At 68.3% G+C, this 14,014-nt stretch carries 12 protein-coding genes; 6 read left to right on the top strand and 6 right to left on the bottom strand.

The window, feature by feature from the left end; translation table 11 throughout:
- The first annotated feature begins 84 nt into the window (after positions 1–84).
- The 5 genes from RTX79_RS00915 to RTX79_RS00895 all read left to right on the top strand — a co-directional run bounded on the left by RTX79_RS00915 (position 85) and on the right by RTX79_RS00895 (position 4,353).
- Positions 85–726 (top strand): RNA polymerase sigma factor, encoded by a 642-nt coding sequence (locus RTX79_RS00915; RefSeq protein ID WP_083492057.1) that lies wholly within the window; start codon positions 85–87, stop codon positions 724–726.
- Complete coding sequence (locus RTX79_RS00910; RefSeq protein ID WP_312681102.1) at positions 723–1,679, top strand: hypothetical protein; 957 nt, start codon at positions 723–725, stop codon at positions 1,677–1,679. Before RTX79_RS00915 ends, RTX79_RS00910 begins: the two co-directional genes overlap by 4 nt.
- Positions 1,680–1,731: 52 nt before the next feature.
- Positions 1,732–2,337, top strand: a complete 606-nt coding sequence (locus RTX79_RS00905; RefSeq protein WP_312681101.1) for an IMPACT family protein — start codon at positions 1,732–1,734, stop codon at positions 2,335–2,337.
- The gene (locus tag RTX79_RS00900; RefSeq protein WP_312681099.1) at positions 2,330–4,093 is read left to right on the top strand and encodes an ABC transporter transmembrane domain-containing protein; all 1,764 of its coding nucleotides are present in this window, start codon (positions 2,330–2,332) and stop codon (positions 4,091–4,093) included. Before RTX79_RS00905 ends, RTX79_RS00900 begins: the two co-directional genes overlap by 8 nt.
- Positions 4,094–4,161: 68 nt before the next feature.
- Positions 4,162–4,353 carry a hypothetical protein gene (locus RTX79_RS00895; protein ID WP_309686330.1) on the top strand — a complete coding sequence of 64 codons (192 nt, stop codon included), beginning with the start codon at positions 4,162–4,164 and terminating at the stop codon, positions 4,351–4,353.
- 653 nt (positions 4,354–5,006) lie between these two features.
- Here RTX79_RS00895 and RTX79_RS00890 read toward each other — a convergent pair.
- The 6 genes from RTX79_RS00890 to hrcA all read right to left on the bottom strand — a co-directional run bounded on the left by RTX79_RS00890 (position 5,007) and on the right by hrcA (position 12,210).
- Positions 5,007–6,122, bottom strand: a complete 1,116-nt coding sequence (locus tag RTX79_RS00890; protein ID WP_312681097.1) for a prephenate dehydrogenase — start codon at positions 6,120–6,122, stop codon at positions 5,007–5,009.
- The gene (pdxY, locus tag RTX79_RS00885; RefSeq protein ID WP_312681096.1) at positions 6,119–7,027 is read right to left on the bottom strand and encodes a pyridoxal kinase; all 909 of its coding nucleotides are present in this window, start codon (positions 7,025–7,027) and stop codon (positions 6,119–6,121) included. Before pdxY ends, RTX79_RS00890 begins: the two co-directional genes overlap by 4 nt.
- Positions 7,028–7,156: 129 nt before the next feature.
- Complete coding sequence (dnaJ, locus tag RTX79_RS00880; protein ID WP_057687198.1) at positions 7,157–8,284, bottom strand: molecular chaperone DnaJ; 1,128 nt, start codon at positions 8,282–8,284, stop codon at positions 7,157–7,159.
- A gap of 155 nt (positions 8,285–8,439) precedes the next feature.
- Positions 8,440–10,362, bottom strand: a complete 1,923-nt coding sequence (dnaK, locus tag RTX79_RS00875; RefSeq protein WP_123699330.1) for a molecular chaperone DnaK — start codon at positions 10,360–10,362, stop codon at positions 8,440–8,442.
- Between the two features lie 210 nt (positions 10,363–10,572).
- Entirely contained in the window at positions 10,573–11,082 is a 510-nt protein-coding gene (grpE, locus tag RTX79_RS00870) for a nucleotide exchange factor GrpE (protein ID WP_057687200.1), read from the bottom strand.
- A gap of 63 nt (positions 11,083–11,145) precedes the next feature.
- Positions 11,146–12,210 (bottom strand): heat-inducible transcriptional repressor HrcA, encoded by a 1,065-nt coding sequence (gene hrcA / locus RTX79_RS00865; RefSeq protein ID WP_312681092.1) that lies wholly within the window; start codon positions 12,208–12,210, stop codon positions 11,146–11,148.
- Positions 12,211–12,325: 115 nt separating this feature from the next.
- Between hrcA and recN the strand changes: the two genes are divergently transcribed.
- Complete coding sequence (gene recN / locus RTX79_RS00860) at positions 12,326–13,987, top strand: DNA repair protein RecN (protein ID WP_312681090.1); 1,662 nt, start codon at positions 12,326–12,328, stop codon at positions 13,985–13,987.
- The last annotated feature ends 27 nt before the right edge of the window (positions 13,988–14,014 follow it).

The following is a 14,014-nucleotide window of genomic DNA, read 5'->3' as shown; positions in this document are numbered from 1 at the left end:
GTGCGCGGAGCATAGCGCTTTCCGCGACTTGAATTTGTCGTCCCGCAACCCCGTTCCGCCCCTGCATGCGTTGACGCTCGGGACATGCCCATTTCCGCTCCCTCGGCCGCATCCCTCCGCCCGCCCGTCACCGGCTATGCGCCATCGCAGGCAGGCCTTACCCTGTCCCCCGTGGATACCGCCGCACTGCCAACCGATGAAGCCTTGATGCTGGCCTGGGCCGGCGGCGACCTGCCCGCCTTCCAGGCCCTGTACGAGCGCCACCGCCGGCGCCTGCACGGCTTCCTGGTGCGCCAGCTGCGCGACCCCGGTCTGGCCGAGGAAATGTTCCAGGACGTGTGGCAGCGGGTCATCGCCGCGCGCGCCGGCTGGCAGCCGGAGGCGGCCTTCAGCACCTGGCTGTTCCGCATCGCGCATAACCGGCTGAACGATCATTGGCGCGCTGCGCGCCACCGTCCCCCCGCACCGGCCGACGCCGAAGCGCGCGTGGAGGCGGTGGTCGATGGTCACACCCCGGAAAGCGAACTGAGCGGCTTCGAGCAGCGGCGCCGCGTGCAGCAGGCCATGGATGCGCTGCCACCGGACCAGCGCGAAGTACTGCTGCTGCGGCTGGAGCAGGAACTCAGCCTGGAAGAGATTGCCCAGGTCACCGGCGTGGGCCGGGAAACGGTGAAATCGCGCCTGCGCTATGCGATGGACAAACTGCGTGCAGGATTGACCCCATGAACGGCCGCGATCCCCTGACCCCCGAAGAACGCGAACTGGCCCGGCTGCTCGGCGGCCGGTTGGACAAGGCGCCGTCGGCCGCCGTGGATGCCGCCGTGCTGGCCGCGGCACGGGCCGCCGTGCAGGCCGCACCGGCCGCAGAGCGTGTGGATGCGCCGGCAGCCGCCAGTGCGCCGGTGCAGGAGCGGCGCCAGCGTGCGCGTCGCCCGCGCTGGCCGGCCGTGGCCGGCATCGCCGCCTCGGTGATCTTCGCGGTGGGGCTGGCCTGGCAGATGCAGCCGGCACCGCCGCAGGCGCCTACGTTGCAGGAAATGGCCAGCCCCGCGCCGGCGGAGCCGGTAAACGCGCCCGAGCCCGCTGCGGCAGCGGCACCGGTGCCGGCCGAAGACGATGCCACCCGATCCGCCGCGCCGGCTCGCCGCACGCCGGTCCCCGATGCGGCCCCGACGCCCATGGTCGTCCCTGCGCCGGCGCCTGCCGCACGCACGCAGCCCCCAGCGCCAGCACCGCCACCGCCCGCTGCAGCGGCCACGACCGGAACCGCGGATGCACCGGCGCCGCAGGCGTTCCGTGCCCGCGCAGCCGACGCGTCGCGCGTGCTGCCACAGGCCTCCCCGGCCCCCGCCCCACCACCGGCCGCGCCTGCGGCGATGTCGGCACCGGCCCCTGCCGAGCGAGCGCCCAGCACCTTCGCCCGTACCGCCCCGGCAGCTTCGGCGCAGGACAAGGCCGACGCGTACAGCGCGACGGCAATGCCCGCGCTGAGTGCAGCGGCGGTGCAGCAGGAAGTCGATGCCGATGCGCTGCTGACGCGGCGGCAGTGGCTGCAGAAAATCCGCCATCGGCGTGACGCCGGTGATGTGGACCTGGCACGGGCCAGCCTGGAGCGCTACCTGGCGCAGTACCCGGAAACCCGCCTCCCGCGTGACCTGCAACCGCTGCTCGCCGACTGACACCGCGCCCTGTCCGGTATCTGGCTGGCGTGCGCACGGTAAGATTGCGGGGATGCCCGATACCCTCGCCGCTGCTGTCGACCACTGCCTGGACATCAAGCACAGCCGATTCCTGGCGCATGCCGCGCCGATCCGCGATGCCAGCCACGCGCTGGAGTTCCTGCAGCAGGTCGCCGTTGCCGACGCCACCCACAACTGCTGGGCCTATCGGCATGGCAACGAATACCGTTCCAGCGATGACGGCGAGCCGTCGGGCACGGCTGGCCGGCCGATCCTGGCCGCCATCGACGGCCAGGGCTTCGACCGGGTCATGGTGGTGGTCACCCGCTGGTACGGCGGCATCAAGCTGGGCGCGGGCGGGCTGGTGCGCGCCTACGGCGGTACCGCCGCCGAATGCCTGCGGACCGCGCCGCGTGAGCCGTTGGTGGCGCTGGCACAGCTGCAGATCCTCGCCCCGTTCGAAGACCTCGGCGCCCTGCACGCCGCACTGGCCGCGCACCTGGCGGTAAAGCAGGAAGAAACCTTCACCGCCGACGGCGCGATCATGCGCGTCGAACTGCCTGCCGACCAGTGCGATGCATTGAAAACGCGCCTGCGCGACGCCACCCGTAACCGGGTACGCCTGCACTCTCCTTCCGAGTCCCGCACTGATGACTGACACCGACGCGTCCCGCCCCGCCCTCAAGCGCCTTGGCAGCCTGGGCACGCTGTGGCCGTTCGTGCGCCGCCACGTGGGGTTGTTCAGTGCCTGGCTGGTGGCGCTGGCGGTGTCATCGGCGGCCACGCTCAGCCTGCCGCCGGCGGTCAAGCAGATGATCGACCACGGCTTCACCGGAGGCGGCCAGATCAACCGTGCGTTCGCCCTGCTGATGGTCGTGGCGGTGGTGATGGCGCTGGCAACCGCCGCGCGCTTCTTCTTCGTTTCGCTGCTCGGCGAAAAGGTCGTCGCCGACCTGCGCGCACAGCTGTACGGGCACCTGATCACGCTCGGCGCCGGCTTCCATGACCGCAACCGCAGTGGCGAGCTGGTCTCGCGCCTGACGGCCGACAGCGAACTGCTGCGCAGCGTGATCGGCTCGACCATGTCGGTGGCCCTGCGCAGCAGCGTCACCGTGGTCGGCAGCCTGGTGATGCTGTTCGTGACCAGCCCGCGGCTGGCCGCCTGGGCACTGCTCGGCATTCCCCTGGCGGTGCTGCCGATCGTGCTGGGCGCGCGCCGCCTGCGCGGGATTTCCCGCGACAGCCAGGACCGTATCGCCGATGCCAACAGCCTGGCCGCCGAAACCCTGGGCGCGGTGCGCACCGTGCAGTCGCACGCGCGCGAGCCCTACGAACGCGGCCGCTTCGACCATGCGCTGAAAGATTCGATCCGTGCCGCCCGGCGGCGCATCCGCGCACAGTCGCTGGTCACCGCCAGCGCCATCCTGCTGGTCTTCGGCGCGATCGTGGGCGTGCTCTGGCTGGGCGCGCACGACGTGATCGCCGGCCGCCTGTCTGCCGGTACGCTCGGCCAGTTCGTGCTGTATGCGCTGATCGGTGGCGGGTCGGTGGGTGCGCTGGCCGAAGTGTGGAACGAACTGCAGCGTGCGTCCGGCGGCATGGGGCGCATCAGCGAACTGCTGCAGGAAGACATCGAGATCCGCGCACCGGCCTCGCCGGCGGTGCTGCCGGTTCCGCTGCGCGGCGAGATCCGTTTCGACGACGTGGTGTTCCATTATCCGCAGCGCCCGGACACGGCCGCGCTGGAGCATTTCAGCCTGCACGTGCGGCATGGCGAAACGGTCGCGCTGGTGGGCCCTTCCGGGGCCGGCAAGAGCACCGTGCTGCAGCTGCTGCTGCGTTTCCACGATCCGCGTTCCGGTGCGTTGAGCGTGGACGGCATCGACCTGCGCGCGATGGATCCGGCGGCGCTGCGTGCCCAGTTGGCGCTGGTGCCCCAGCAGCCCACGCTGTTTGCCGCCAGCGCACGCGACAACATCCGCTATGGACGGCTGGACGCCAGCGATGCCGAGGTCGAAGCCGCTGCCCGCGCCGCCGAAGCCGATGAGTTCCTGCGTGGCCTGCCGGACGGCTATGACAGCGAACTGGGCGAACGCGGCGCACGCCTGTCCGGCGGCCAGCAGCAGCGCATCGCCATTGCCCGCGCCCTGCTGAAGGACGCGCCGATCCTGTTGCTGGACGAAGCCACCAGCGCACTCGACGCGCAGAGCGAACGCGCCGTGCAGCAGGCGCTCGAACGGCTGATGGCAGGCCGCACCACGCTGGTGATCGCGCATCGCCTGGCGACCATCCTCAAGGCCGACCGCATCGTGGTGATGGACCATGGCCGGATCATTGCCCAGGGCACCCACGAACAGCTGCTGGCCGAAGGCGGCCTGTATGCGGAGCTGGCCCGCCTGCAGTTCATCGATTGACCACGCGCGGCTAACAAGCGGCGGCGCACGCTGGCCGCCGCAGACCCGTGGAGTGAAGGAGGTAGACGATGTCGTTCCGTCAGTTTCCCGCAGTCGATTCCAATGGCGACAGCCGCATCATCCTGGAGTTCACGCCTGACGCCGCGTCCACGCAGGGCGCGCGGGCGGAACCGCGTTACGAACTGGAAGATGGGCGCGTGCTGGTGCGCAGCGGGCGTGAGTTCGTGACGCCCGGTGGTGATGTGCGGCTGAGCATCTGAGTAACCGGGCGAACGGGCGCTGCCCCCTCGCGGGTGGCTGCGTACAGCTGGCTACGTGCTTGGGGCCGGGCGGTGGGACTGGTCGGGGGACGGCAAAAGCTGCGTCCATGCGGGCCTCGTTTCGCGCCATCCATGGCGCTCAACGCCCCCGCCCAGCCCCACCGCCCGGCCCCCCTGACAGGTTCCGTGGTCGCCCGCCGCGTAATGAAAATAAAAAACAAAGGCAGGGGTCAGACACCTTTCGCGCAGCGAAAGGACTCTGACCCCATCTCATCTTCCACTCTTCCAACACCTCACAAAGTCCGCCGACCATGGGTCGGCTCTACCAAAAGGCCGCCGTGATCTGTCGAAGGGAGGGGCGGGGTGGCTGTGCAGGACCGTCTTTTCGCATGGATGCGAAGAGCGAGCCTACATGGACGTACTTGCGGCGTGTCCTGCACAGCCACCCCGCCCCGCCAACCCACATACCTGCAGCTTTTGACGTTGACGTTGCGTGGAAAAAGCGGGCCGCCGGGCCGCAGGCCCGGCCCCCCCCTCAACACGCGATGGCGTAATTTTCGCCACCCATCTTGACAGCGTCTGGTGCCAAGGGCTGAGACCGGTTATCCACATGTTTGTGCGACAACGATCCACACCGCCTGTGGATGAAACCGTCAGCGTTCCAGCACCCGGCCGATTCCGCTGTCATCCACTTCGGCCGCCGCCGCGGCGATCGCCATGTCGCTGCTGCCGGGCACGAAACCAATCCGGAAATGCACTTCGCCCCCCGGCGTGCGCGAGGAATGGATCGAGGCCAGGCTGATCTGGTGCTGCTCGAACACGTGCAGCAACGCACGCAGCGAACCGGCACGATCTTCGGGCAGGTGCACCGACAACGACTGGCGTTCAGTCAGGTCGGCCAGCAGGTAACCCACACGCTCGAAGGTGTAGTTGCCATCGCCAAGCACCTGCTCGCCGAACGCATCACGATTGGCCTGCAGCATCTGCTGGCGGAATCCCGCACGCGCCGCGTCGTCGCCCTGCAGCACCTGCGCCTGCAGCTGCTGCAGCTGGCCGATCAGGCGCTCCAGCATCGGCGCCACGTGCGGGTTGCCGAACTGGATGTCCTCGTAGATCGCCGGGTTCAATGACAGGATGCGCGAGATGATCGCCGTATCCAGTTCGAAGGCCGCCGAGCGATACGGCAGCAGCGCGGAAAGATCGCCGAGTTCGGCGGCATAGCCGCGCAATACGCCGGCCTGCGCCAGATGGCCGGCATGCACCATCGCCTGCACCAGCGTCATCACCTTGTCGTGGTGGGCCGGCGTGGCACGCACGCACTCGGCCTGCAGGGCGGCGCACAATTCGTTGAGCCAGGGCTGCCAGCGCTGCACGCGGGCTTCGCAGACCACCATCACCCTGCCCTTCAACGTCGGCGACTTGGGCGGGGCGGTCATTGGATGCAGGCCGGCGACGTCCGCCTGCGAGGCCAGCATCGCCTGCACCGGGGCCTCTTTCACCGAGGTGACGTCCAGCCACAAGCGACCTGCCTCGCGACCCGCCGACGCCTGCACGTACTCGGCGATCAGCGCGGGGGTATGCCGGATCGGTGCCGAAAAAAGCAGCACGTCGGCCTGTTCCAGCAGCTGCTCGGGGCTGTGCGAGGTGGCGTCGGCAGGATCATGACCGATCACCTGCAGCTGCATGCGTTGTTCGAAGAAGCGGGTCAGCCAGCGCCCGAACGCACCGGCGCTGCCGACGATACCGATCACCCGCGGCGACACGCTCATTCCAGCCGCTCCACGGCAAACCGGTGCGGCTGCGCCAGCGCAGCGGGTGCGGCGGCATGCACGTCGAATTCTTCGTGGCCATTGGCCAACGTCGCTTCCAGGGCCGCGTGGGTACCCGACACCGCGCGGCTGATCGCCTGCTGCATGTCTTCCCCGCGCAGCAGGAACGCCACGATCAGGGCCATCAGCACATCGCCGGTACCGGCTACGTCCACCGGCAACAGCGGCGAAGTCCAGCGCCAGATGCCCGACGCGCTCACCGCCAGCGTCACCAGCTCGCCGCCGTCCCCGGAAACGCTGTGCGCCAGCACCCAGGTCGGCCCACGCGCCAGCAGCACGCGGGCGGCAGCAATCGCGTCGTCCTGTGCCAGCGCGGGCATCCCGGTCAGGCGGCCCAGCTCGAATGCATTGGGCGTGACCAGCCAGGCGTGCGGCAGCAGGCGCTCGGCGAACACTTTTTCCAGGCCGGGTTCGACGTAAGGGCCGGTGTGCGTATCGCCGATCACCGGATCCAGGCAGTACCGCAGTTGCGGACACGCCGGCAGCGTTTGATCCAGCCAGTCCGCGAACGCGGCGCCGTTGTCGACGCTGCCGAAGTAGCCCGATACCAGCATCCGCGCGCGCTGCGGCAGGCCGCGCTCGCTGGCGCCGCGCAGCAGGTCGGCAAACCAGTCCGCCGGCAGCACGCGCCCGCGGGTGGTTTCGTAGAAGGGCGCGTTGCTCAGCAGCGTGGTAGGCACTTCGGCCACGCGCAGGCCCAGTGCCCGTAGCGGGGGCGCGGCGGCGCTGTTGCCGGCATGCCCGTAGACGAGCTGGGACTGGACCGAAATGACATCGACCGGCGACGGACCGTCCGGGCGCTGGCGACGGCCGTGGACCAGGTGGTTTTCGAGGGATTCGCTCATCTGCCCATTTTACGCCTGTGACAATCAACGGTCGTCACCCGGCAGACGATCAAGGGCATGACGGCCAGCGGCCGTCGCTACCAGACGGCCGCGCAGGAGCGTGACGGCCAGCGGCCGTCACTACCGGCGTCAGGACGTCATCCGGTCCCAGAAACCCTTGACGCCATCAATGAACGTCGCCGACTTCGGCGAGTGCTTGCGGGCGTCTTCGCCGACGAAAGTGGCTTCGAACTGTTCCATCAGCTTGCGCTGGTCCGGCGTCAGGTTGACCGGGGTTTCCACCACCACGCGGCAGTACAGGTCGCCTTCGCTGCGGCTGCGTACCGAACGCACGCCCTTGCCACGCAGGCGGAACAGCTTGCCGGTCTGGGTTTCGGCCGGGATGCGGATTTCCGCCTCGCCACCGAGCGTCGCCACGCGGATGCTGTCACCCAGCGAGGCCTGCGAAATGCGGATCGGTACTTCGCAGTGCAGGTCATCGCCATCGCGCTGGAAGATGGCGTGCTCGCGCACCCGCACTTCCACGTACAGATCGCCCGGCTGGGTGCCTGCCGGACCCGCTTCGCCTTCGCCTGCCAGACGGATGCGGTCGCCGGTATCCACGCCCGCAGGCACCTTCACCGACAGCACCTTGTCTTCTTCCACGCGGCCGTTGCCGTGGCAGGTCTTGCACGGCTGGGCGATGGTCTGCCCGCGCCCGTTGCAGTGGTGACACGCCTGCTGCATGGCGAAGATGCCGCGCTGGATGCGTACCTGGCCGCGGCCATGGCAGACCGTGCAGGTTTCCACCTTGCCGTCTTCCGACCCGCTGCCATCGCAGTCGCCGCACTCGGCCAGGGTCGGGATTTCGATGCGGCGCTCGATGCCCCGCACCGCTTCTTCCAGGTCCAGCTCCATCACGTAACCGATGTCGGCACCGCGACGGGCCTGGCGCTGGCCACCGGCGCCACCTCCGAAGATATTGCCGAAGATGTCGCCGAAAATATCATTCATGTCCGGACCACCCGGACCGCCGCCACCGCCCATGCCGTGTTCGAACGCAGCATGCCCGTGGGCGTCGTACATCCGGCGCTTGTTGCCGTCGGACAGGGTTTCGTAAGCTTCCTTGCACTCCTTGAAGGCCGCTTCGGCGGCCGCATCCCCCGGGTTGCGGTCGGGATGGTGCTTCATCGCACAGCGACGGTAAGCCTTCTTCAGCTCTTCGTCGGTGGCGGTGCGGGCTACGCCCAGGACTTCGTAAAAATCGCGCTTGCTCATGGAGTGGATCGCTTTCCGGTACGTCGGGATTCGTCAAAGCAGAAAAGCGGACAAGGTCCGCTCCTGCGTCGGGCGCCCCGACTCGCCTCGCGGCGGCCAGGACCCTGATGCGACGACGGGACGCTGCGCCAGGCAGCGTCCCGCGTCGGTCTGGATCAGGACTTCTTGTCGTCCTTTACTTCGGTGAACTCGGCATCGACGACGTCGTCGTGCTTCGCACCGGCGCCGGCATCGGCACCCGGGGCACCGCCCTGGTCACCGGCCGAAGCGGCGGCGAACAGCGCCTGGCCGGCTTCTTCCAGGGCCTTCGAGCGCGATTCGATCTGCGCCTTGTCCTCACCCTTCATCGCCGTTTCCAGGTCGGCCAGTGCCGCTTCGACCTTGCCGATCACATCGCCGCCGACCTTGCTGCCGTGCTCGGTGATCGCCGAACGGGTGCCGTGGATCAGCGCATCGGCCTGGTTGCGGGCCTGCACCAGTTCCTGGAACTTCTTGTCTTCTTCGCGGTTGGCTTCGGCGTCAGCCACCATCCGCGCGATCTCGTCCTCGGACAGGCCCGAACCGGCCTTGATCTCGACCTTCTGTTCCTTGTTGGTCTTCTTGTCCTTGGCCGACACGTGCAGGATGCCGTTGGCGTCGATGTCGAAGGACACTTCCACCTGCGGCAGGCCACGCGGCGCCGGCTCGATGCCGGACAGGTCGAACTTGGCCAGCGACTTGTTGAAGCGGGCCTGTTCGCGCTCACCCTGCAGCACGTGCACGGTCACCGCCGACTGGTTGTCCTCGGCGGTGGAGAACACCTGCGAGGCCTTGGTCGGGATGGTGGTGTTCTTTTCGATGATCTTGGTGAACACACCGCCCATGGTTTCGATACCCAGCGACAGCGGGGTCACGTCCAGCAGCAGCACGTCCTTGACGTCGCCGCCGAGCACGCCGCCCTGGATCGCCGCACCCAGTGCCACGGCTTCGTCCGGGTTGACGTCCTTGCGCGGTTCCTTGCCGAAGAACTCGGTCACCGCCTGCTGCACCTTCGGCATGCGGGTCTGGCCACCGACCAGGATGACTTCGCTGATGTCGCTCGAGCGCAGGCCGGCGTCATTCAACGCAACGCGGCACGGCTCGATCGACTTCTTGATCAGCTCGTCCACCAGCGACTCCAGCTTGGCGCGGGTCAGCTTGATGTTCAGGTGCTTCGGACCCGACGCGTCAGCGGTGACGTACGGCAGGTTCACTTCGGTCTGCTGGGCGCTGGACAGTTCGATCTTGGCGCGCTCGGCAGCATCCTTCAGGCGCTGCAGGGCCAGCGGATCCTTGCGCAGGTCGATGCCCTGGTCCTTGTTGAACTCTTCGACCAGGTACTCGATGACACGGTTGTCGAAATCTTCGCCGCCCAGGAAGGTGTCACCGTTGGTGGCCAGCACTTCGAACTGCTTCTCACCGTCGACGTTGGCGATCTCGATCACCGACACGTCGAAGGTACCGCCGCCCAGATCGTAGACCACGATCTTGCGGTCCTTGTTGTCACCCTTGTCCAGGCCATAGGCCAGCGCGGCCGCGGTCGGCTCGTTGATGATGCGCTTGACGTCCAGGCCGGCGATGCGACCTGCGTCCTTGGTGGCCTGGCGCTGGCTGTCGTTGAAGTACGCGGGCACGGTGATGACCGCTTCGGTGACCTTCTCACCGAGATAATCCTCGGCGGTCTTCTTCATCTTCTCCAGCACCTTGGCGGAGATTTCCTGCGGCGCCATCTTGCGCGCATCGCTGGTGGACACCCAGGCATCGCCATTGTCATGGGCCAGGATGCCGTACGGCACGTGGGCGATGTCCTTCTGCACTTCGGCGTCGGTGAACTTGCGGCCGATCAGGCGCTTCACCGCGTAGAAGGTGTTCTTCGGATTGGTGACCGCCTGGCGCTTGGCCGAGGCACCCACCAGGACTTCGCCGTCCTTGGTGTAGGCCACGATGGACGGGGTGGTGCGATCGCCTTCCGAGTTTTCGATGACGCGGGCCTTGCCGCCGTCCATGATCGCCACGCACGAGTTGGTGGTGCCGAGGTCGATACCAATGATCTTGCCCATGGGGGACTCCTGAAGAATATTCGGTGAATCCGGCCGTAGCCGGTGTATGAATGGGATGTGGGGGAGGCTCGTGGAACATTCAAGCCATCCCGGGACGCTGTATTCCACGATTCAGGGTCCAGCCAGCGCCGAGCCATGCCCGGCGGGCCCTGTCCCTGCCGGCGCGCTCGCCGAACAGGGCGCGGCGCGACCGGAGTTACCGCGCTGCGGTCAGTCGCGGGCGACCACCACCAGCGCCGGACGCAGCAGGCGGTCGTTGAGCAGGTAGCCCTTCTGGAACACCTGCACCACGCTGCCCGGGGCGGCGCCGTTGGCGTCGACCTGGCTGATCGCCTGGTGGTGTTCCGGGTTGAAGGGCTGGCCGGTCGGGTCCAGCAGGACCAGTCCGTTGTCCGCGGCGACCTTCAGCAGCTGCTTGTAGGTCATTTCCAGGCCGTCGCGCAGCGGGCTGGCGTCCTCGCCTGCGGCCTTCAGGCCAGCGTCCAGGCTGTCGAACACCGGCAGCAGCTCGCCGAGCAGCTTTTCGTTGGCGAAACGGCGGGCCTGTTCCACGTCCCGGGCCACGCGCTTGCGCTGGTTGTCCAGGTCGGCGCGCTCACGCAGCGCATCGGCCTTGACCTGCTCCAGCTCACCGCGCAGCTGCTCCAGCTGGTCGTGGTGGGCCATGGCGGCCTCGTCGGCGGCCGGGTTGGATTCGATATCGTGATGATCTTGGTTCATGTGCGTTTCCCTGGCGGTGACTCCCCGCCTCCATCCCACCTAGTGTGGGCGGGAAACTGCGTTTCAAGCGCCGCGGGGCATCGAGTTGCCCGATCCCGGCGAAAAGGCCGCCCCGAGCACCTCGGCGGTGGCCTGCACCAGCGGGATCATCCGGTCATAGGCCATCCGCTTGGGCCCGATCACCCCCAGCACGCCCAGCACCTGGCCATCGGCGGTATACGGCGCGGTGACCAGCGAGACGCCTTCCAGCGGCACCACCCCGGTCTCTTCACCGATGAAGATGCGCACGCCGGGCGCCTGGATGGTGCGCTCCAGCAACTGCAGGATCTCGCGCTTGCTGGAAAACAGCTCGAACAGCTCGCGCAGGCGCTCCAGGTCGGACAGGTCCTGCACGCCCATCAGGCGGGTCTGGCCAGCCACCAGCATGTCGTTGGCCGGCGGCTGCAGGGCCTGCTCGGCCAGCTCGATGCTATGGGCCAGCAGCTGTTCCATCTCGCTGCGGGTGTCGCGCAGCTCGTGCAGCAGGCGGCGGCGGATCTGCACGACCGGCAGACCGGCGAAGTGGGTATTCAGGTAGTTGGCCACCTGCTCCAGCTCACCCGGCTCCCAGGGCCGGCGCGCCTCGATCACCCGGTTCTGCACCTCGCTGTCGGCGAACACCACGATGGCCAGCACCCGATGCGCGTCAAGCGCCACGAAATCGATCTGGCGGAAGGCGAACTGCTCCCGCGTGGGCGCACTGACCACGCCGACGAAATGGCTCATCGCCGACAGCAGTTCGGAGGCACTACCCAGCAGCGCCTGGGTGCCGGCACCACTGGCCAGCTCGCTGCGCAGGCGGCTCAGGTCCTGCTCGCCGGGCGGATGCATCTGCACCAGGCTGTCCACGAACACCCGATAGCCATGCGCGGTCGGGATGCGCCCGGCCGAGGTATGCGGTGAACTCAGCAGCCCCAGGTCTTCCAGGTCGCCGAGGATGTTGCGGATGGTGGCCGCGCTGACATCCAGGCCGGCCGTGCGCGCAAGCGTTGCCGACCCGACCGGCTCGCCATCCTGGATATGGCGGGCAATCAGGGTGCGCAGCAGATGGCGCGAACGTGGGGCCAACTGGTCAAAGGACGGCGGCATCGGATCAGCCTGTGAGACTCCCCTCCTAGATAATGCCGACAAGGACGCTTGGCAAGTCATTGGTACATGCCAACGTGCGTGCTAGCGTTGCGCGGCTCGAGAGACCTACTGGACCATGCTCAGACACTTATCAATCAAGGATTTCGCCGTTGTCCGCGCCACCGAACTGGAGTTCGGCCCCGGCATGACCGTGGTATCGGGCGAAACCGGCGCGGGCAAATCGCTGATGGTGGACGCCCTGGGCTTCCTGTCCGGCCTGCGCGCCGACAGCGGCGTGGTGCGCCATGGTGCGCCGCGCGCCGAACTGTCGGCCGAATTCGCGCTGGACCAGCTGGCCGGCGCCCGCCGCTGGCTGGCCGACAACGAACTGGACGACGACGAGCAGTGCCAGCTGCGCCGGGTGATCCGCGCCGATGGCGGCTCGCGGGCCTGGATCAACGGCCGCCCGGTGACCATCTCCCAGCTCACCGAGCTGGCCGGCCTGCTGGTCGAAATCCACGGCCAGCACGAACAGCAGGCCCTGCTGACCCGGCCTTCGCAGCTGGCGCTGCTGGACGCCTACGCCAGCAACGCCGAACAACGCCGCGCCGTGCGCGTGGCCGCTGCGGGCTGGCAGGCGCTGGTCGACGAAGCCGCCACGCTATCCCAGCAGGGCGATGTCAGCGACCGCATCGGTTTCCTGGAACACCAGCTGCGCGAGCTGGAACGCGAGGACCTGGAACCTGAATCGATCATCGCGCTGGGCGCCAGCCACCGCCGCCAGGCCCACGCCAGCGCGCTGCTGACCACCTGCGACACCTCCACCACCCGCATCAACGGCGACGACGACGCCTCCGCGCTGGGCCTGCTGGCGCAGGTGCGCGGCGACCTGTCGCGGATGGTCGAACACGATGCCCGGCTGGGCGAGGTGGATGCGCTGATCGACAGCGCCAGCATCCAGTTGCAGGAGGCGCTGAGCCTGCTGGACCGGGTGCACGATGACCTGGATGCGGACCCGGAACAGTTCGAAGACAACGAGCGCCGGCTGGGCCGGCTGCATGACCTGGCCCGCAAGCACCGCGTGCCGATGGAAGACCTGGCCGCCCAGCGCGACCGCATGCAGGCCGAAGTCGAGCAGCTGCGCGGGGCCGACGTGCGCCTGCAGAAGCTGGCCGGGGAAATCGAAAAAGCCGCCGCCGCCTGGCGCGAACACGCCGCGGTGCTCAGTGCCGGGCGCCAGCGCGCGGCCACCGAGCTGTCCACCACCACCACCGGGCTGATCGCCGAACTGGGCATGGGCGGTGGCCAGTTCCTGATCCAGCTGGAACCGCAGGACCTGGCCAAGCCGGACCCGCAGGGTGCCGAGCGGGTGGAGTTCCTGGTGGCGGCCAATGCCGGCCAGCCACCGCGCCCGCTGCGCAAGGTCGCCTCCGGGGGCGAGCTGTCGCGCATCTCGCTGGCCATCGAAGTGGCGGCGTTGGACCTGGATGCGGTGCCGACCATGGTGTTCGACGAGGTCGATTCGGGCATCGGTGGCGCGGTGGCCGACATCGTCGGGCAGAAGCTGCGCGCACTCGGCGAAAAGCGCCAGGTGCTGTGCGTGACCCATCTGCCGCAGGTTGCGTCCAAGGGCCATGCGCACTACCGGGTCAGCAAGGCGCCGGTGGATGGCATGACCCAGAGCGCGGTGGAAAAGCTGGACACCAAGGCCCGCGAAGAAGAACTGGCGCGCATGCTGGGCGGCGTGGAAGTCAGCAAGGAAGCGCGCGCGGCGGCCAGGAAGCTGCTGGCGGGCTGAGCCGAGGCCGGGCCGCCCGACGGCCCG

It is taken from the genome of Stenotrophomonas chelatiphaga (assembly GCF_032054965.1).
Lineage (GTDB): Bacteria > Pseudomonadota > Gammaproteobacteria > Xanthomonadales > Xanthomonadaceae > Stenotrophomonas > Stenotrophomonas chelatiphaga.
This window is presented reverse-complemented; position numbering and strand designations above follow the sequence as displayed.